Origin of the sequence: Parahaliea aestuarii, assembly GCF_008064635.1 — a bacterium.
Classification (GTDB): Bacteria; Pseudomonadota; Gammaproteobacteria; order Pseudomonadales; family Halieaceae; genus Parahaliea; species Parahaliea aestuarii.
Window position 1 is genome coordinate 86,318 of record NZ_VRYZ01000010.1, and the last position, 18,242, is coordinate 104,559.

The 18,242-nt window shown below is 65.0% G+C and carries 16 protein-coding genes; 11 read left to right on the forward strand and 5 right to left on the reverse strand.

The features are described 5' to 3' along the window. Positions 1-6 precede the first annotated feature (6 nt). From FVW59_RS18750 to FVW59_RS18760, 3 genes are read left to right on the forward strand one after another with little or no spacing between them, the layout of a single operon-like run. Positions 7-2,556 carry a circularly permuted type 2 ATP-grasp protein gene (locus tag FVW59_RS18750; protein ID WP_148065913.1) on the forward strand — a complete coding sequence of 850 codons (2,550 nt, stop codon included), beginning with the start codon at positions 7-9 and terminating at the stop codon, positions 2,554-2,556. Further along, positions 2,553-3,482 (forward strand): transglutaminase family protein, encoded by a 930-nt coding sequence (locus FVW59_RS18755; protein WP_148065914.1) that lies wholly within the window; start codon positions 2,553-2,555, stop codon positions 3,480-3,482. Before FVW59_RS18750 ends, FVW59_RS18755 begins: the two co-directional genes overlap by 4 nt. After that, positions 3,479-4,501 carry a zinc-binding metallopeptidase family protein gene (locus tag FVW59_RS18760; protein ID WP_148065915.1) on the forward strand — a complete coding sequence of 341 codons (1,023 nt, stop codon included), beginning with the start codon at positions 3,479-3,481 and terminating at the stop codon, positions 4,499-4,501. Before FVW59_RS18755 ends, FVW59_RS18760 begins: the two co-directional genes overlap by 4 nt. Here FVW59_RS18760 and FVW59_RS18765 read toward each other — a convergent pair. After that, complete coding sequence (locus FVW59_RS18765; RefSeq protein WP_148065916.1) at positions 4,473-5,222, reverse strand: proteasome-type protease; 750 nt, start codon at positions 5,220-5,222, stop codon at positions 4,473-4,475. The genes FVW59_RS18760 and FVW59_RS18765 overlap by 29 nt on opposite strands. A 61-nt stretch (positions 5,223-5,283) precedes the next feature. Here FVW59_RS18765 and FVW59_RS18770 point away from each other — a divergent pair, with 61 nt between their 5' ends. The 4 genes from FVW59_RS18770 to FVW59_RS18785 all read left to right on the forward strand — a co-directional run bounded on the left by FVW59_RS18770 (position 5,284) and on the right by FVW59_RS18785 (position 9,069). Then, positions 5,284-5,706 (forward strand): YbaN family protein, encoded by a 423-nt coding sequence (locus FVW59_RS18770; protein WP_222711572.1) that lies wholly within the window; start codon positions 5,284-5,286, stop codon positions 5,704-5,706. A 190-nt stretch (positions 5,707-5,896) separates the two neighbouring features. Beyond that, positions 5,897-7,471: a methyl-accepting chemotaxis protein gene (locus FVW59_RS18775; protein ID WP_187275971.1), complete on the forward strand. Its 1,575-nt coding sequence runs from the start codon at positions 5,897-5,899 to the stop codon at positions 7,469-7,471. 71 nt (positions 7,472-7,542) lie between these two features. Beyond that, a complete protein-coding gene (locus FVW59_RS18780) occupies positions 7,543-8,667 on the forward strand; it encodes a porin (protein WP_148065918.1) in 1,125 nt (374 codons plus the stop codon). A 9-nt stretch (positions 8,668-8,676) separates the two neighbouring features. After that, positions 8,677-9,069, forward strand: coding sequence for a type 2 periplasmic-binding domain-containing protein (locus FVW59_RS18785; RefSeq protein ID WP_148065919.1), 393 nt, complete (start codon positions 8,677-8,679; stop codon positions 9,067-9,069). Positions 9,070-9,076: 7 nt separating this feature from the next. On the opposite strand, the gene dinB is transcribed toward FVW59_RS18785, so the two are convergent. After that, on the reverse strand, positions 9,077-10,201 hold the full coding sequence (gene dinB, locus FVW59_RS18790) for a DNA polymerase IV (protein ID WP_148065920.1): 1,125 nt from the start codon (positions 10,199-10,201) through the stop codon (positions 9,077-9,079). 135 nt (positions 10,202-10,336) lie between these two features. On the opposite strand from dinB, the gene FVW59_RS18795 reads away from it, so the two are divergent. Both FVW59_RS18795 and FVW59_RS18800 read left to right on the forward strand, forming a co-directional pair. Then, positions 10,337-12,643, forward strand: coding sequence for a TonB-dependent receptor (locus tag FVW59_RS18795; protein WP_148065921.1), 2,307 nt, complete (start codon positions 10,337-10,339; stop codon positions 12,641-12,643). A 36-nt stretch (positions 12,644-12,679) separates the two neighbouring features. Further along, positions 12,680-14,071 (forward strand): phosphotransferase, encoded by a 1,392-nt coding sequence (locus FVW59_RS18800; RefSeq protein ID WP_148065922.1) that lies wholly within the window; start codon positions 12,680-12,682, stop codon positions 14,069-14,071. Here FVW59_RS18800 and FVW59_RS18805 read toward each other — a convergent pair. From FVW59_RS18805 to FVW59_RS18815, 3 genes are all read right to left on the reverse strand, one after another. Then, positions 14,068-14,799, reverse strand: a complete 732-nt coding sequence (locus tag FVW59_RS18805; RefSeq protein ID WP_148065923.1) for a LuxR C-terminal-related transcriptional regulator — start codon at positions 14,797-14,799, stop codon at positions 14,068-14,070. The genes FVW59_RS18800 and FVW59_RS18805 overlap by 4 nt on opposite strands. Before the next feature lie 180 nt (positions 14,800-14,979). Further along, on the reverse strand, positions 14,980-15,399 hold the full coding sequence (locus FVW59_RS18810; RefSeq protein ID WP_148065924.1) for a VOC family protein: 420 nt from the start codon (positions 15,397-15,399) through the stop codon (positions 14,980-14,982). A gap of 92 nt (positions 15,400-15,491) precedes the next feature. After that, positions 15,492-17,195, reverse strand: coding sequence for an alpha/beta fold hydrolase (locus FVW59_RS18815; protein WP_148065925.1), 1,704 nt, complete (start codon positions 17,193-17,195; stop codon positions 15,492-15,494). A gap of 96 nt (positions 17,196-17,291) precedes the next feature. Here FVW59_RS18815 and FVW59_RS18820 point away from each other — a divergent pair, with 96 nt between their 5' ends. Together FVW59_RS18820 and FVW59_RS18825 are read left to right on the forward strand one after the other, a co-directional pair. After that, positions 17,292-17,801, forward strand: a complete 510-nt coding sequence (locus FVW59_RS18820) for a thermonuclease family protein (protein WP_148065926.1) — start codon at positions 17,292-17,294, stop codon at positions 17,799-17,801. A 26-nt stretch (positions 17,802-17,827) separates the two neighbouring features. Next, entirely contained in the window at positions 17,828-18,139 is a 312-nt protein-coding gene (locus tag FVW59_RS18825; RefSeq protein WP_187275972.1) for a DUF4156 domain-containing protein, read from the forward strand. The last annotated feature ends 103 nt before the right edge of the window (positions 18,140-18,242 follow it).

The window sequence follows — 18,242 nt, forward strand, 5'->3', positions numbered from 1 at the left end:
GCGCAAATGTTGAAACCCTCCGACAGCGCGAGTGTGGCAGCCTCCGGCACCGCCTTCAGCGAAGCCTATGCGCCAGACGGCGACCTGCGCCAGCACTGGGAGTACCTGCTCGGCAGCCTCTCAGGCTTCAGTGCCGAGGAGCGCAGCGACCGGCTGCAGATGGTGGAGCGCCTGCTGCAGGACGACGGCGCCAGCTACAACGACTACAGCAGCGGCGGTGCCCGGGAGTGGTCCCTGGACCCACTGCCCCTGCTGCTGGACAGCCGCGAGTGGCAGCGTATTGAATCCGGCGTGCGCGAGCGGGCCGAGTTGCTGAACCTGGTGCTGCGGGATATCTACGGCCCGCGCAGCCTGATCAAGCTCGGCATCATTCCCGCCGAGCTGGTGTTCGGGCACCCCGGGTTCCTGCGCGCCTGCGACGGCATCGCCCTGCCCGGTGAGCAGCACATCATCCAGTACGCGGTGGACATGCTGCGCGGGCCCGACGGCCGCATGCGGGTGATCGCAGACCGCACCCAGGTACCCAGTGGCGCGGGCTACGCGCTGGAAAACCGCAGAGTGATGGCGCGCGTCTTTCCCAGCCTGTTCCGGGACAGCCACGTGCACCGCCTGTCCCACTACTTCAACAGCCTGCGTACCCGACTCAACACCCTGGCGCCCAACGGCGGCCTGCCGCGGGTGGTGATGCTGACACCCGGGGCCTACAACGAGACCTACTTCGAGCACCTGTTCCTGGCCAACTACCTCGGCTACTCCCTGGTACAGGGCAGCGACCTGACGGTGCGCGACGGCTATGTGTGGCTGAAAACCCTGGGCGGCCTGAGCCGCATCGACGTCATCCTGCGCCGTGTCGATGATGACTACTGCGACCCGGTCGAGCTGCGCCCCGATTCCCAGCTGGGAGTGCCCGGCCTGCTGGAAGTCGTGCGCGCAGGGCGTGTTGCGGTGGCCAACCCCCTCGGCTGCGGGGTGCTGGAAAATACCGCCTTGCTGAAATACCTCCCCGCGGCCGCGCGCCACCTGCTGGGGCGGGAACCGGCCCTGGAAGCTGCCCCCACCTACTGGTGCGGCGACCCCGAAGACCGTGCCCTGGTGCTGGACCGGTTCGAAGACATGGTGATCAAGAGCATCCACAGCGGCAGCGATGGTCGCACCGTCCATGCCGGGAGCCTCGCCCGGGCCGGGCGCGAGACGCTGCGCCAGCGCATCCTGCAGCGTCCGGGCAGTTTCTCCGCCCAGCCCTTCCTGCAGCCGTCGCTGACGCCGGTATGGGACGGCGAGTGGGACGGGCCGGGAGCGGGCAGCGCGGCGGGTCGACCGGCCATCCTGCGCACCTTTGCGGTGGCGGGCGAGTCCTCCTATATCGTCATGTCCGGCGGCCTGACCCGGGTGGCCCGCGCCGACGGCAATTTCGAGATTTCCAATCGCGCCGGTTCGCCCAGCAAGGACACCTGGGTGCTGGCCTCGGAGCCGGAGAAGCTCGAGCCCGCCGCGAGCCAGGCAATCGCCCGCGAACCCGGCGCCAGTGCCGAGTTACCCAGCAGGGTGGTGGAGAACCTGTTCTGGCTGGGACGCTACACCGAGCGCGCCGAGTCGGCACTGCGGCTGCTGCGCATCGTCTTCGCCAGTCTCGACGGCGCCAATCCGCCCAGCGCCGACAGTCGCAGTTTGCTGTTGCGGGCGGTCACCCAGCTCACCTGCACCTACCCGGGCTTTATGGTGGAATCCGGGGTGCAGAAGGACCCGCAACCGGAGTTGCTGGCGGTGGTGCTGGAGAGCCAGCGCCCAGGCAGCGTGGCCCACTCTCTGGCCGCCATGCTGAGTACGGTGGGGCAGGTGAAAGACTTCATGTCCACCGATACCCAGCGCATCCTCAACGATGTCAGCGGTCGCATGCAGCAGTTACCCCGGCGCCTGCAGCACGGCGTGGGCCCGGCCCAGCAGGAGGAGCTGAACGCACTGGTCACCGCCCTGCTGGCTCTGGCCGGACTGGTGCAGGAGTCCATGGTGCGCGGCCAGGGCTGGCACTTTCTGCAGGCCGGGCGGCGCATTGAGCGGAGCCTGCAAATCCTGTCCCTGCTGCGCTCGCTCTGGGTGCGCAAGACGGCCGGCGAGGACCAGGACCTGATGCTGGAGACGGCGCTGCTGAGCCTGGACTCCCTGAGCACCTACCGCCATCGCTACCAGCGCCAGCTTGATGTCGCCAGCGGCCTCGATCACCTCCTGCTCAACGCCGCCAACCCGCGTTCTGTGTTGTTCCAGCTGGAGGAACTGAAGGGCCACCTGGAACAGATTCCGGTCAGCGCCGGGAATGGACGCCTGCCGCGGCCCCAGCGCCTGTTGCTGGAGGCGGGAACCCAGTTGCAGCTGGCCGACCTGGAGGCACTGGCCAGCGGTGGCGGCGATGTCCTGCGCAGCGGGCTGGACCAGTTGCTGGCCCGCAGCCACCACCTGCTGGGTGGCATTGCCACGGCGATCAGCGACCACTGCTTCGATCACACCGGCGGGCCGCGTCCGCTGGGCCCGGGGCCGGACAGGCGCGAGGTTGAGCCGTGAAATACCGCATTCGCCACACCACGCGCTATCGCTACCAGGGGACAGTCAACCAGTGCCACAGCGTGGCCCACCTGCTGCCCCGGGACACGCCCTACCAGCTGTGCCGCAAGGCGCAGATCAGCCTGCAGCCGCGGCCGGCCCTGGCCAGCGACCGGCGCGACTATTTCGGCAATCGCAGTTACCACTTCAGCGTACAGTTCCCCCACGAGGTGCTGGAAATTACGGCCACCAGCGAAGTGGAGGTCACCCGCGAGCGGGCCAGCCTGTCGCTGGATTTTGGCGCCACCTGCGCCGACGTGCGCCGGCAACTGGCCGGCACTAACAGCCAAGACGAGCAAGCGAGCGAAGTGCCGAACGCGACTCCGGGTGCCCTGCTGGCGCGCGAGTTCCAGCTCGACTCGCCCCTGGTGCAGGCCGGCCCGGAGCTGGCCGACTACGCGGCGCCGAGTTTCGACGATGAGCGCCCCTTCCTGTCCTGTGTGCGGGAACTGACCGAGCGTATTTTCAGCGACTTCGCCTACGACCCCCACCACACCGATGTGGCCACCCCCCTGTCCGAGGTGATTGAACACCGCCGCGGCGTGTGCCAGGACTTCGCCCACTTTGCCATCGGCTGCCTGCGCTCGCTCGGCTACCCGGCGCGCTATGTCAGCGGCTATCTGGAAACCCTGCCGCCGCCCGGCCAGCCCAAGCTGCAGGGCTCGGATGCCAGTCACGCCTGGTTCTCGGTGTTCTCGCCGGCGGAGGGCTGGTGCGATTTCGATCCCACCAACAACCTGCTGGCCAGCCAGCAGCACATCACCACCGCCTGGGGCCGGGACTACGCCGATGTCACACCCTTCAAGGGCACCATTCTCGGTGGTGGCGCCGGCCACACCCTGGAGGTGGAAGTGGATGTCACCCGCCTGGAAGGCCAGCCCGGATGAAGCGCTTTCGCTGTCGCTGTGGCCAGGCGGTGTTCTTCGACAACGCCCTGTGCTCGGCCTGTGGTGCAACCCTGGGCTTTGACCCCGGCAGTATGGACATGCTGGCCCTGCAACTGGATGGCGAGCAGTGGTTGTCAGAAGACGGCGCAAGCTGGCGCCTGTGCAGCAATGGCCGCGACTTTGCCGTGTGCAACTGGCTGGTCGCTGCCGCCGGGGAAGAGTCGCGCTGCCTGGCCTGCCAGTTCAATCGCACCGTGCCCAACACCGGGGTGGCGGACAACGCCGCGCGCTGGGCGCGCATGGAGCAGGCCAAGAAGCGGCTTCTTTTCACCCTGCTGGAACTGGGCCTGCCCCTGGAAACCCTGGCGCAGTCGCCGCAGCGGGGGCTGGCTTTCGATTTTGTGGAAGATGAACGCAGTGGCCACGGTTTTACCGAGGGCCTTGCCCACACCGGCTATGCCGCCGGTGTGATTACCATCAACCTGCTGGAAGCGGACGATGTCGCGCGGGAGGCCCAGCGCCAGTCCCTGCAGGAGGATTACCGCACCGTGCTCGGCCACCTGCGCCACGAGAGCGGGCACTATTTCTGGCAGTACCTGCAGGCCGGCGGGGATATCCGGGGGGCATTTCGCGAGCTGTTCGGGGAAGAATCGGTGGATTACGCCGGGGCACTACAGGCCCACTATGAACAGGGGCCGCCCCCGGACTGGAGCAGTCGCTATATCAGCGCCTACGCAAGTGCCCATCCCAGCGAGGACTGGGCCGAGAGCTGGGGGCATTACCTGCATATCTACGACGCCCTGGAAACCGCCGCCGCCTATGACCTGATTGATCAATCGCCGGCGCAGATGAGCATGCCGCGGCGCATCGAGTGCTGGCGCGAGCTGAGTGTGTCCCTGAATGAACTGAACCGCAGTGCCGGGCTGGCGGACGCCTATCCCTTTGTCCTGAACACGGCGGTGGAGATGAAGCTGAGCTTCGTCGACCGGGTTATTGCTCTTTTGCAAACACCTCGTTGAGGGACGGCAGGTTGTCGAAGGCCTGGCGAATGTTGTCGTCCCAGGACTGGCGCAGCAGGGCCAGGTAGGGGTGGTGCTCGTCCAGTTTGAAGTACTGGGCCTGGGGCTGCAGGCTGTCGGTCTTGTAGAACAGGCATTCCAGCGGCGGCCCCACGGTGGCATTGGAGCGGATGGTGGAGTCCATCGACACCAGGGCGCAGCGCATGGCCGTGGCGTAGGGGGTGTTGCGGCGGATAATGCGATCCAGGATGGGCTTGCCGTACTTGGTCTCGCCAATCTGCAGGTAGGGGTGCTGCTCCGAGGCGGTGATGTGGTTGCCCTCGGGGTAGATCATGTACAGTTCCGGCGCGTGGCCCTTGATCTGGCCGCCGAGAATGAAGGTGGCGCCGGCGTCAAAGCCCGCCAGGGGGGCGTTGTCGCCACTGTGCTTGGCCTGTTCGCGCACGCTCAGCTTGCCGACATAGTCGGCGATTTCCGAAACGTAGCGCGCCTCCAGGATATTGAATCCGTTGTCTTCCTCCAGGTCGCGCTGGATCTGGGACACCACCGCCTGGCTGGTGGCCAGGTTGCCGGCGCTCAACAGGACCAGAGAGCGGTCGTAGGGTACCGAGAAGCGGTGCATCTTGCTGTAGGTGCTGACGCGGTCGGCACCGGCGTTGGTGCGGGAGTCGGAGCAGAACACCAGGCCCTCGTCGAGGGCAATGGCCAGGCAGTAGGTCATCGATGGAAGCGGGCCGGACGGCCGGTTGCAATTCAGGAGCAGCGAAGGATACTGACTCCCCGTGAAGAATACTACTACTCAGTGCGGGCCTCCGGAGCCCCCTTCCCCGGGCCCGCTGGCCGCTCTTCTGTGGCGGGCGGCGGCCCTGCTGACCCTGTTGCTGGGCGGGATTGGCATTGTTGTGCCGGGGCTACCCACTGTGCCCTTCTGGTTGCTGGCCGCCTGGTGCGCCAGCAGGGGCTGGCCGGCGGTGGAGCGCTGGCTGCTGGAACACCCGCGTCACGGCGTCAGTATCCGCGCCTGGCGCGAACGGGGTGCGGTGCCGCGCCGGGCGAAATGGTCGGCGACGGTGATGATGGCCCTGAGCAGCGGCCTGATTCTTTACCTGCCACTGATGCCCTGGGTGCAGGTGGTGGCGCCCTGCGCCATGCTGCTGGTCGCCATCTGGCTGTGGCAGCGCCCGGAGGACGGACGCCACCGTTAGGCTGTCCGCTTCGCGCAGTCGCAACCGGTGGCTGCTGCCTAAACTCTTCCTTAACTCTGCCGATAGTTACCCCGCCTGATAATTCTGTCGGGCTTTCCGCTGTGCCTGCACTGGCGCCGGCGGGAATGTAACGAGAGAGTAATGGGTAGCTATGCGATTCAAACACCGAATGTGGTTACTTCCACTTCTGATGATGGTGATTCTCGCGGCGGGAATCACGGTCAATTCACGCATTACCGCGCGTGCCTCGGATGCCCTCACCCGGGTTCAGGCCGTACAGTTCCCTGCGGTAGAGGCGCTGCGCACGGTGCAGGAGGACTTCGCCAATGTGCAGGAAGCCCTCAGCCGCACGGTCACCGAAGGTGATACCGGCGGCCTGACACAGGCCGACGAGTCTGCCGCTGAGGCGCGTGAAGCGCTGGCCCGCCTCGGCGCGCTGGATGAGGTGACGGCCCAGCTTGCCGCTGAGTTATCCGGCCGCTTTGAGCAGTACTACAGCGCTGCCACCGAGGCCACGACCATCCTGCTGGGCAATGCCGACGGCGACCCGGGCGCTGCCATTGAACAGATGCAGCAGACCCTGCAGGCCTTTGACAGCCTGCTTCAGGACAGCAGTGAAGCCGCACTCGTGCAGTTCAGCGCTCTGTTGGCCGGTTCATCCGATGACCTGCAGCGCACGCTGCAGGTGTTCATGCTCAGCTCGCTGGTCATGCTGATCGTAATATGGCTCGGATCCTGGCTGCAGATCAATCGCGTGCTGGCGGCACTCGGTGGTGAGCCGGAGGCAGCTGTCGCCGTGGTGCGCCGTATCGCCGATGGCGACTTCACCACCGAGGTGCAGACGCGCCCCGGCGACCAGAGCAGCCTGCTGTATGGCATTGCCGTGCTCAAGGCGAAGCTGGGCGAGTTGATGCAGGGTGTCCACAGTTCTTCCGATGCGGTGGATTCCGCCGCCGCGGAAGTGAGTTCTGCGGTGGGGCTGTTGAGTGAGCGCACATCGGGGCAGGCTGCCAACCTGCAGGAAACCGCTGCGAGCATGGAGGAGATGACCTCGACCCTGCGCAACAGTGCCGAGCACTCACGCCACGCCAATGACCTGGCCCAGGCCGCGCGCACTGAGGCGGAGGGTGGCCTGGAAGTCGTCAATCGCGCCGTCGATGCGATGTCGGAAATCGACAGCTCTAGCAAGAAGATCGCAGACATCATCGGTGTGATCGACGAGATCGCCTTCCAGACCAACCTGCTGGCCCTGAATGCCGCGGTGGAAGCGGCGCGGGCCGGCGAGCAGGGGCGTGGATTTGCCGTGGTTGCCAGCGAAGTCGGCAGCCTCGCCCAGCGCAGCAGTTCGGCGGCGGGCGAGATCAAGGCGCTGATTCAGGACAGTGTCGGCAAAATCCGCGATGGCAGGGGCCTGGTGAACGAATCGGGCAACTACCTCAACGCCATCGTGGCCTCGGTGAAGAAAGTGACGGACATCATCGGCGAGATATCGACGGCCAGCCAGGAGCAGGCCGCCGGCCTGGAACAGGTCAACCACGCGGTGACCCAGATGGACCGGATGACCCAGCAGAATGCGGCCATGGTCGAGCAGGTCACCGAACTGGCCAGTCGCCTGACCAGCGAGTCGCGGGACCTGGCCGGTACCGTCAGCGCCTTCCGCATCGAAGCTGCGGCCAGCGCAGAAGCGCAACCGGTTGTCGACCAGATGCGGCGCGCGCCGGCGAACAGGTCCGCTGGCAACGAACCCCTGGGGAGGGCCGCCTGAGCGGCTCTTTCCTCCACCCCCAAAAAATCCCCAAGCAAATTTTCTAGCGACTGGACTTAACTGGAGTCTTTATGAACCACTGCGTTAAAGCGGTGCTGGCTGCGTCGGCACTGATACACACTGCGACCCCGGCATTTGCCGCGGTAGAACTGGGCGAGCACGCCATGCTGAGTGCCTTTGGCACCACCGGGCTGGTCGTAACCGATAACGACGATGTCGAGTACGTGCGCGATGGACAGCCCAGCGGGGCGACCACCGACCCTGAATTCAAGGTCGATACCAACCTCGGCGTACAGCTCAATGTGAACGCGACTGACTGGCTGTCCGGCACCGTACAGCTGCTGACCCAGCAGCGCAGCGAAATGAATCTGGACACCGAAGTTGAATGGGCCTTCCTCGCGGTGGAGCCGCTGGACGGACTGCGCCTGCGGGCGGGCCGGACTGCGCTGCCGATGTTCATGATTTCCGACACCCGCAATGTCGGTTACGCCAACAACTGGGTGCGTCCCCCGGACGAGGTGTACGGCATGGCCCTGCTCCACCGCCTCGATGGCATCGACCTCAGCTACCGCTGGTCGCTGGGTGCGGGATCGCTGACCCTGACCGCGCTTGCCGGTGAAAGTGAAATGAACACCTCTGGTATCGAAGCCGAGGCCAAAGACGTGCGCGGACTGACCGCCCGCTGGGAAGGCCAGGTACTGACCCTGCGTGCCGGCCACGTGGAAAGCGAAGTGGAGCTTGAGCCTTTCGGCATTCCCGGCGGCGCCACGGATGACTACAGCTTCAGCAATGTCGGTGTCATTTTCGATCGCGACAATCTCGTCGCACAGGCCGAGTACGTGCAGCGACGCGCTGAGGACTACGGCCAGTTTGCCGATGCCGATGGCTGGTACGTGATGGGTGGCTACCGCATTGGTGATGTCCTTCCCTACGCCATTTACTCGCGCACCGAGCCGGAGGAAAAAAGCCCCGCGGGCCAGATGTCCGGCGAGCAGTCCACTATTGCAGCGGGCCTGCGCTGGGACGCGTTCAGTGCCGTGGCCATCAAGTTCCAGCTCGACTACGTGGACACGCACGGTACGCCCGGCATCAGCTTCGCAACGCCGCCGCTGGCACAGCCGCTGTCGGTACTGGACAAGGCGCCTGTGCTCGACGACGTGGTGGTCGCCAGCGTCGCCATCGACTTTGTATTCTAGGAGGTAACCATGAAACGCATAATGCTGTTGATTGCCAGCGCACTGCTGGCGGCGAACGCGCATGCCGGGATTGCCGTGGTGGTGAACCCGGCGGCGGCTGACCTGACCAGCGACCAGGTTGCGGCGATCTATCTCGGCAAGGACAAGAGCTTCAGCCCTCTGGATCTGCCGGCCTCTGATGCAATCCGGGCGGACTTTTACCAGAAGGCGACCGGTCGCAGCCTGTCACAGGTCAAGGCAACGTGGTCGCGCCTGATGTTCTCCGGCAAGGCCCAGCCCCCGGAAGAGCTGCCGGACGCGGCCAGTGTCAAACAGGCTGTTGCCGGTGATGCCAAAGCCATCGGTTACATCGATGCGGCGGCGGTCGATGGCAGCGTCAAGGTTGTGCTTACGCTGGATTAACTCCCGGCTAGAACGCAAACTGCCCCTGCCGTGGGTGCGCTTCGGCGATACCGGCGGCGGGGGCCTTCTCCGCTTTTACCGATTCCAGCCCGGACAGGGTCAGGCCCAGCAGGCGGGCTCCCCGCGGCAGCGGCAGCTGCGCAGCCAGCAGGGCCTGGCCGACCTCTGCCAGGACATTGCAGCTGGCCACCGGCTGCTCCAGCGAGCGCGCCCGGGTGATCTGGCGGAAGTCATTGAACTTCAGTTTCAGGGTGACCGTACGCCCCCGGCTGCCGTGCTTTTCCGCCCGTTCCCACACCGTGCTGGCGATGGCCTCCAGGGCCTCCCGCAGTTTCGCCTCTTCTTCCAGATCTTCACTGTAAGTGCGCTCGGCACCGATGGATTTGCGCACCCGGTCCGGTTTCACCGGGCGGTGATCGATGCCGCGGCTGGCGCGGTACAGATACTCCGCGGATTTGCCGAAGTGCTGCTGCAGGAAGTCCATCTCGCAGGCGCGCAGGTCGGCGCCGGAGTGAATGTCCAGCCCCGCCATTTTTTCCGCGGTTTTCGGGCCAACGCCGTAGAAGCGGCGCGCGGGCAGGGCGGCGACGAAGGCCTCTCCCTGCTCCGGGCGCACCACGCACTGGCCGTTGGGCTTGTTCTGGTCCGAGGCGATCTTGGCCAGGAACTTGTTGTAGCTGATACCGGCGCTGGCGGTGAGCCCGGTGTCCTCGAGAATCTGGCGCCGGATTTGCAGCGCAATGCCGGTGGCACTGCCGACCTTGAGGCGATCTTCACTGACGTCCAGGTAGGCCTCGTCCAGCGACAACGGCTCGATCAGGTCGGTATAGCGGCGAAAGATGGCGTGTATCTGCTGTGACACCGCGCGGTAGACCTCAAAGCGCGGTTTGACAAAGACCAGCGCCGGGCAGCGTCGTTTGGCGGTGACCGAGGGCATGGCCGAACGCACCCCAAACTGGCGCGCCTCGTAGCTGGCCGCCGCCACCACCCCGCGGGCCGATGAGCCGCCCACGGCCACGGGCCTGCCGCGCAGCTCGGGGTTGTCGCGCTGTTCCACGCTGGCAAAGAAGGCATCCATATCGATGTGGATGATCTTGCGCGGGGAGGTTCTGTCGCCGGGTTCCTGGTGCATGGCGCGAATACTAGAACTCCCGGCGCGCGCTGTCAGCAGGTTGCGGCGGCCCTATAGTGCAAATTGGGCCATTGAGGGGCGCCGGCGGCCGGACCCAGAATACGGCGACAATAACAACGCGCTGGAGCTCTGCCCATGAAGTCCGAACGACGTCTTGCCGCCCGCCAGGCTGTTTCCCTGCCGCTGGCCGCCCTGCTGGCGGCCAGCCCTGCACTGCCGGTGGCCGCCGCGGTGCTGGAAGAGGTGGTGGTCACCGCCGAACGGCGCGAGGAGAACCTGCAGGAAACGCCTATCGCCGTGACCGCCTTCAATGAACAGACCCTGCTCGACCTGGGTATTCACGATCTCAAGGGGGTGGGCGACATTGTGCCGAACGTGCGCGTGGTGGCGCTGAACTCCACGGCGGTTTCCGCGGCGGCGACTATTCGCGGCATGGCGTCCGCCGAGCCCTCCCTCGCCCAGGACCCGAAGGTGGGCTTCTACCTGGACGGTGTCTACCTGTCGAAAAACACCGGCTCGGTGTTTGACGTGGTCGACCTGGAGCGGGTCGAGGTGCTGCGCGGTCCCCAGGGTACCCTGTACGGCAAAAACACCACCGGCGGTGCCATCAACCTGATCAGCAAAAAGCCCTCCGGCGAACTCGGCTTCAAGCAGCAGCTGACCGGCGGTGACCGCGGTCGCTTCCGCAGTTCCACAACCCTGGATGTGCCCGAGTGGAACGGGCTGTCCGCCAAACTGGGTTACGTTGTGATCCAGCATGACGGCTTTATCGAGAATACCGGCAGCAGCCGGCCCGACCGCCTGGGTGCGGTCGACAATGACGCCTGGCGCCTGGCATTGCGCTGGCAGGCCAGCGACGACTTTACCGCCGACCTGAGTTACCAGGAGACCAGCACCGAGGCGGTGCCGCCGGCCGGCCAGCTGACGGCGATCGAGCCAAGCTACCTCGACCTGCCCACGGTGACCTCTTTCTCGCCGTTCACCGTTGTTTCACCGGCCGACAACCCCTTCCGGGAAGCGCTGGAGTCCGGTGCCGTGAGCGAGGACCGGCTGGGCAAGCTGGCCCTGGACAACCAGGGCTACGAGCGCTATGACATCGTCGACGCGGCACTGCACCTGAGCTGGCAGCTGGGCGCGCTGGAGCTGCGCTCCATCACCGGCTATCACGATCTCGATGGCGGGCTGGTGGGCAATGACCAGGATGGCGGCAGCTGGAGCGTGCCCTTCGGTCACTTTGCGCTGGCCGAATACCAGGGCAACCGCAAGGCCCACACGGCCTGGTCCCAGGAGTTGCAGCTGATCGGCAGCAGTGCCGACGAGCGCTGGTCCTATGTCAGCGGCCTCTACTACTTCGAAGAAGAAGCCGAGGAGTTGCACAACCGCTGGGACCTGCTGATCTACCTGCCCGGCGGCGTACTGCCGGGCTTTGACAGCGGCGTGCTGGTGAACCAGAACGCGCTGCTGGGCCCACCGCCCACCGGCCTCGGGGAGGAATACAGCGTGGACAACACCTCCTGGGCCGCCTATTCCCAGGTAACCTGGACGCCACCGGTACTGGGTGACCGCCTGGACCTGACGCTGGGGCTGCGTTACACCGAGGATGAGAAGCAGGCGGTCATCCTGGACGCCACGCCCAACTGGGAGCAAACGGCCGACTGGAGCAACTGGAATCCCACCGCGACGGTGACCTATCGCTTCAGTGATGACATCAACGGCTACGCCAAGGTGGCCACCGGTTACAACGCCGGCAGCCACCCGGTGCGCGCCGGCAATGAAGAGGCCTTTGCCCTGACCGCCGATGAGGAGACTCTCACAGACTACGAGATCGGCCTGAAGAGCGAGCTGCTGGATCGCCGCCTGCGCATCAACCTGGCTGCCTTTCACTACGACTACGACGATCTGCAGGTCAATGACTTTGTCTCCGGCGCCACGGTGCTGCTGAATGCCGGCCAGGCGACCATCCAGGGGCTGGAGTTTGAATCCACCCTGCAGGTCACCGATACGCTGGTGCTGGGGCTCGATTACGGCTACCTGGACTTTGATTACGACGAGTTTGTGGTGGGCGGCCAGGATATCGCAGACAGTGCGCGGGCGCCCTTTGCACCGGAGCACACCGCCCACACCTGGGCCCAGTGGCGCTGGCCACTGCATAGCGCGGGCGAGTTGCGCCTGCGGGTGGATGTGACCTACACCGATGAGTACAACTTCAGCCCGACGCTGTACAGCAACGGTACCGCGGACGAGCGCACCCTGGCGGATGCCCGCCTGGCCTGGTCCGATATTCCCCTGGGCGGCGGCGCGCTGGCACTGGCGGTATGGGGCCGCAACATCACCAACGAGCCCTATCGCGAGTTCGGCACCGACTTCGGTACCCTCGGCTTCACCACCAATGTCTACGGTGACCTGGCGACCTGGGGAGTGGATGTGATCTATGAATACTGAAGCCGCAGCCACCACCTACCGCGAGAGGAATCAGGTATGAGTTCGACTGGCACAGCCCTGCCCGCCGGGGCGGAAGACTGGTTGCGACAGCGCCTGGATGCGCGCGAACTGCAACTGAAACGCCTGGTGGTGCGGCGCGAGGCCTGGCAGGTGGATGTGGTGACCCGGGCGGGGGCCGCGGAGCGCTACTTTCTGCGCATCGATCGCGCCGCGCTGGCGAATGCTCCCGGTCGCCGCGGCCTCAAGCGCGAAACCGGACTCATTCGCTATCTCTGCGAGCACACGTCGATTCCCACCCAGGGCATCGTCGACTGGAACGATGAATTCTGCATCGCCCTCCAGACCTTCGAGCCGGGGCGCGCCGACCTGGATGCCGCCGATGCCGGCGAACAGGAGGCGGTATTGAGCGAGTTCATGGGGTACCTGGCGGACCTGCACCGCATCGAGGTCGATCAGCTGGCGCTGCCCGACTTCGAGTTGCCCCCCACGCCCCAGGCCCACTCCCTGATGGAACTGGAGGCGGTGGACCAGATTGGTGATCTGCCCGGCCCGCCGGACAGTTCCACGGTACTCGGCGCCTTCAGCCGCTACTGGCTGCGCCGGCATGTGCCGGACAGCGTGCAGCGCACCTGCCTGCTGCAGGGCGATACCGGCGCCGGCAACTTCATGTTCGAACGCGGCCGGATCACGGCCATTGTCGACTGGGAGTGGGCCCACTACGGCGATCCGCTGGAGGACCTGGGCAATGTCTGGCTGCGGGATTTCTTCACGCCCTCGGCCGGGGGCGACCTGACGCCCTATTTCCGCCGCTATGCCGAGCAGGCCGGCGTGTCGCTCGACTGGCGCAAGATCGTCTATTACCTCGCCCACCAGCTGGGTCGGTCGGTCATCTCCCTGCCGGGGCTGGTGCGCCGCCCCGCCTGGAACACCCCGGTGGCGATGAACCTGGGCTACCAGGCGGTTTGCGACCTGTTGCTGTGCGAGGCCTTTGGCCTGTACCACGACCTGGCGCCGGAACTGGAGGATCTTCCGGGTGCTGCTGTAACGGCCGATGACGAGCTCTACGAGGTGCTGGCGAAACAACTGGCGCGGGGTGTCGCGCCGGCGGTGCAGGGCGATTTCGCCGCGGCGATGACGGCGGGGGCGACGGACATCGTGCACTACCTGGCGCGGCGCCACAGGGACGGCCCGGGGGTGGATGAGCGGGAGTTGTCCGGCATCAATGCACTGCTGGGGACCGGCATGCGCCAGCTACCCGAAGCGCGCCAGGCTCTGCTGGATTGTCTGAATTCCAGGCCCGAAACCCTCGACGAGGAAACGTTGATTGCACATTGCTGGGGAGTGGCCCATCGCAACTTCGCGTTGATGGCGCCGCTGGTGACGCGCTGGCAACACTGCCGCCTTGCGGCAGTCAATCTCCGGGCTTAGTAGCTCCCGCGCTGTGGCGGTGCCATGGCGCGCACTTCGCGGATCAATTGTTCCTGGGAGTGAATCTCCAGCTTGGTGAACACGGATTTCAGATGGTTGCGGGCGGTGTTGAGGGAGATGCCCAGATTCCGCGCTACCAGCTTGAGGCGCGTGGAGCGTGCCAGCTCTTCCACCAGCTCGCGTTCACGGGGCGTGAGCTCGGCATAGGGTCCGTGTTCAAAGCGCATGGCGTTGCAGCGCTCATTGAACAGGCGGCTCCAGCCCTGCCAGCGTTGCTCGCGATCCTCGAGCCAGCACTGCACTGTTTCGGCATAGCGGTCGACGGCGGCCTGGCAGGCCACCTGAAAGCCATCACCCGCCGCCGGCACCACCAGGCACAATACCAGCATCAGGGCGCCGTTTTCGCCGCTGTAAACACGCTGGTGATACCAGTCGCAGGACAGCCGCCCGCCCGCTGCGGTGTGCGCGTTGTAGCGGGCCTGCAATTCGACGTCTGCGGGCGCTGCACTCATCAACTGCGAGCAGTAGTCCGCGGCCACCGCGAAATCCTCCGGCGACATAAATACCTCGAAGGGCAGTCGCCCGAGGACATCCGCCCGCGTGAAGCCCAGCAGCTGCTCCGCGCCCGGGCTCCAGTACACCATTTCCAGGGCGGGGTTGGTTGCCATCAGCGCGCAGTTCTCCAGCGCGAGGGTATCGACATCGAAGTCCAGATCGGGAATCAGCATGCTCGGCGGCCCTCGTTGAATTAGGGTTTTAGGCCATGGTCCTATCTTCGGGAATACGCCGCCATTAGCAAAGTGTATACCACTGAAAAGTTGAACCAGGGCCGGATTGCATTACTGCCCTTCTGCTGCTGTGGCCGGTGAATTGTGGCCTACAACATCAGTGCCCGCATGGACACTTCCTCATCCCGGCTGTGTGTCGGAGGAAAGCGCGGACATATCCATCCACATGGCCTCCCAGACATGCCCGTCAGGATCAGCCAGGTTGCGGTTGTACATAAACCCAAGATCCTGGATCGGGTTGATGTCGGCCGTTCCACCATTGGCTGCGGCGGCCTCATTCATGCTGTCGACCGCTTCACGATTGTCACACGAAATAGCGAGCATGACCTCGCTAGCGGTGGTCGGGGGAATGGGGCGGTCAGTAAAGGTTCGCCATTTGGCGTGAGTAAGCAGCATCACGTTGATCGCTTCGCTCCACACCATACAGGCGGCCGTATCGTCAGTGAACTGTGGGTTGTTCACAAAGCCGAGGGCCGAGTAGAAATCCATGGACGCACTGAGATCGGCGACGGGCAGGTTTACAAAGATCATTCTGGACATAGATGTGGCTCCTTGAAGAGGCAGAAAGTTGAAATCGACAGTGATTTCACTTCCTGGTCGATCCACGTCGCTGATTTTCGACAACCAGCAGGTTATTCAGGCCTGGCACTCACAATAAAGTCCAGCAGCGGATACTCGCGGTTGATGTAGTCGCTGCCGCCGGCTTCCAGCGGGCCCTGCCGGCCACCGCGCAAACCGCCTCCGGCCTCTTCGCCGTACAGCCCGTAGAGTCGGTCAACCACATCCATGCCCTCGATGACCTGTCCGAAGGGGGCGAAGCCGTCTTTGTCGAGGCGGGTGTTGTCGCCGGTGCTGATATAGACCTGGGTGCTGCGGGTGTCGGGGCCGGTCATGGCAAAAGCCACGGTGCCACGGGAGTTGCTGGCGCTGACCGGGTCATCGTCGATGGCGTTGTGCTTCCACAGTGCCTGCACTTCCGTATTGCCGTGCAGGCCGAACTGGGCGATGAAACCCGGCACCACGCGGTTGATATGTACGCCGTCGTAGTAGCCGCTTTTCACCAGCTGGTAGAAGCGGTCCGCGCCACGCGGCGCCAGCGCCCTTTCCACCTTGATGCGGAACAGGCCCTCGGTGGTCTCGAAGCGGGCGACGAACTGCGCCGGCGCCTGCTCCTGCCATATTGGTGAATCCAGGTCGGTCAGGGCGCTGTAATCGCGGCTGCTTCGGTCTTCGGCGCTGGCGGTCGCGGCCAGGAAGCGCGCCAGGTAGGGCCCCCAGATACTCGGCAGGGAGTGGGTGCCGTGGCCGCGGGTCAGCGGCGTGATATCCAGGGTGACCGCCTCGCCATTGGGTACATTCCCGATGTACGTTTCCAGCAGACCCAGCTCGGGTGGATTGACCTGGTCGTCGGCGGAGTTGATGGCCAGCAGGGGCGCCCTGATGTTGTCGAGGTGAGGCGCCGGATTGTAGAAACGCGAGGCGTCGAAGGCGTAGGTCAGGTCGTTGGCGTCCATGCGCGCGCTGTAGCGTTCCACCAGCGCCTCCAGCATCGCTTCGGATTCCTCTCGGGTCGGTGCTTCCAGCTGGTATTGCAAGGGGCTGGAGACCATGAAGATCAGCGGGTACATGGCCTCGCGCAGGCCGGCGGGCTGTTCGTCATAGAAGCCTCCCTTGTAGCCGGGGTCGTTCTTCACCGCGTCGATAATCATCTTGCGCTGCATGCGGTTGCGGCCGGCGATTTCCACCGGCAGGCTCGCCAGCGGCAGCAGGGCGTCCATGAAGTCCGGATAGGTATAGCCCCACACCCAGCTCAACATGCCGCCCATCGAAGTGCCGGTCACCAGCCGCAGGTGATCGACCTGGAGGTGTTCATTCAGCAGGCGGTACTGGGCCCGCACCATGTCGTCGTAGGTGTAGTTGGGGAAGTCGGCCGCCTGGCCTGCGCTGGGTCGGCTGGACTGGCCGTGGCCAATGGCGTCGGTGAGAATGATGTAGTAGCGGGAGGCGTCCAGCAGTGCGCCCTCGCCGAACAGTACGCCGGCGTAGCGGTCGCCGAGAAAGCCAGAGCCGCTGCCGGTGGTGCCGTGCATGATCAATACGGCGTTGGTCACTCTGCCATCGGCATTGCGCCGGGGCTGGCCGAGGGTGGTGTAGTGCTGGCTGAGGTCGCCGACGCTGCCGTCGTCGTAATTGAAGTCGTGTATCGTGAAGTCGCCTTCCACCGGCGTTGGCCTTGACGCCTGTCCTGCACTGGCGACAGTCGGGCTCAGGCCCATCGCGCAGTAGCAAAACAGCATGGCGAGCACCGTGGCGAGCGAGCGTGAAGTCAGCGGCATGGGGGTATCCTGTGCAGGGCGTTTGGAATACTGGATACTGACGCAACAGGGCGGCCCTGTCATGGGGGCGGCAAGAATCCGGGGGAATGCTCAGGGATGAATCGACAGCGAATGCTGCTCGCCGGCGCACTTGGATTGCTGGCGGCCTGTGCTTCCAGCCCGGACGTATCGGTGCCGGAACCGCCCAAAGTGCTGCAGGTGGGAGTGAGCCGGGTCGTGGAGGGCGACACCCTGCAGGTGGTGGACAGCGAGGGCAGGCCGCATACCGTGCGCCTGCGCGGGGTCGATGCCCCGGAACCGGATCAACCCTTTGGCGAGGGCGCCCGCCGCTGCCTGGAGGAACTGGTGGGTGGCCGCAGTGTGCGCCTGAGCGCGGATATGCGTCCTCGCGAGCATCTACTTGTCAGCGAAGTCTACCTGGATACCGCCCCGGTCAGTAAACTGCTCATCCAGCGCGGCTGTGCCTGGTGGGACCAGCAGACGGCTCCCTACGATATGGAGCTCGGCCGCATTGAACAGGGCGCCCGCAATGCCCGCCGCGGACTGTGGGTGGACAGAAATCCTGTGCCACCCCGGGAATGGCGGGCCGGGTCTGGCCGTCCATAAGCACCCATACCATCAGGAGTCATACCATGCGTTCACTGTACATTGCACTGCTTCTACTACCCCTGGCCGCCTGCAGCTGGGTCGACCTCACCAAAGAGGGAAAAACCGTCACCCAGGTTTCCAAAGTGCCCACCTCCTGCAAGCGCCTGGGCAGTACTACCTCGGCAACCCGCTCAACGCTGGCCAGTATTGAGCGCGATTCAGAAAAGGTTGGCGTCGAACTCAGCACGCTTGCCCGCAATGCCGCCGCCCGTATGGGTGGAGACACGATCACCGCGGAAAGCGGGATCAATGACAAGGGCGAGCAGGTGTTCGGGGTGTATCGTTGCGGTCAGTGAGTTGCGGTTGATATTTCTTCCTTCCGTCACCGCGGTTCTCGCGGTGACGACTCAATTCTGAATCTTCCCGGACCACGTGGCCTGACTGGCGCTGCGAATACTG